At 72.1% G+C, this 247-nt stretch carries 1 protein-coding gene; it reads right to left on the reverse strand.

From position 1 onward, the window contains the following. Positions 1 to 247, reverse strand: a 247-nt coding sequence (locus EXE42_RS17900) for a hypothetical protein (RefSeq protein ID WP_137707131.1), incomplete at both ends; no start/stop codon positions are given.

The following is a 247-nucleotide window of genomic DNA, read 5'->3' on the forward strand; positions in this document are numbered from 1 at the left end:
GCCGTCGACGACGACCTCTAGGTTCGTTCCGCCGACGAACTCACCGTCGTTCGACCCAGTCGCCGTGATGAACGGCTCCCCGAGGTCGGCCTCGTCGGCGATGGACACTGAGACGGTCTGCTCCGGCCGCTCGTACTCGGGGAGCCGCTTGACTTCGCGGCCCCGCGCCGGGCGCAGTTTCACCGCCGTCCCGCCGCTCGGCGCGAGCGACGCGAGCAGGGTCGCGTCGGGCGTGACGACCGCCTCG

It is taken from the genome of Halorubrum sp. SP3, from assembly GCF_005435195.1.
GTDB lineage: Archaea > Halobacteriota > Halobacteria > Halobacteriales > Haloferacaceae > Halorubrum > Halorubrum sodomense.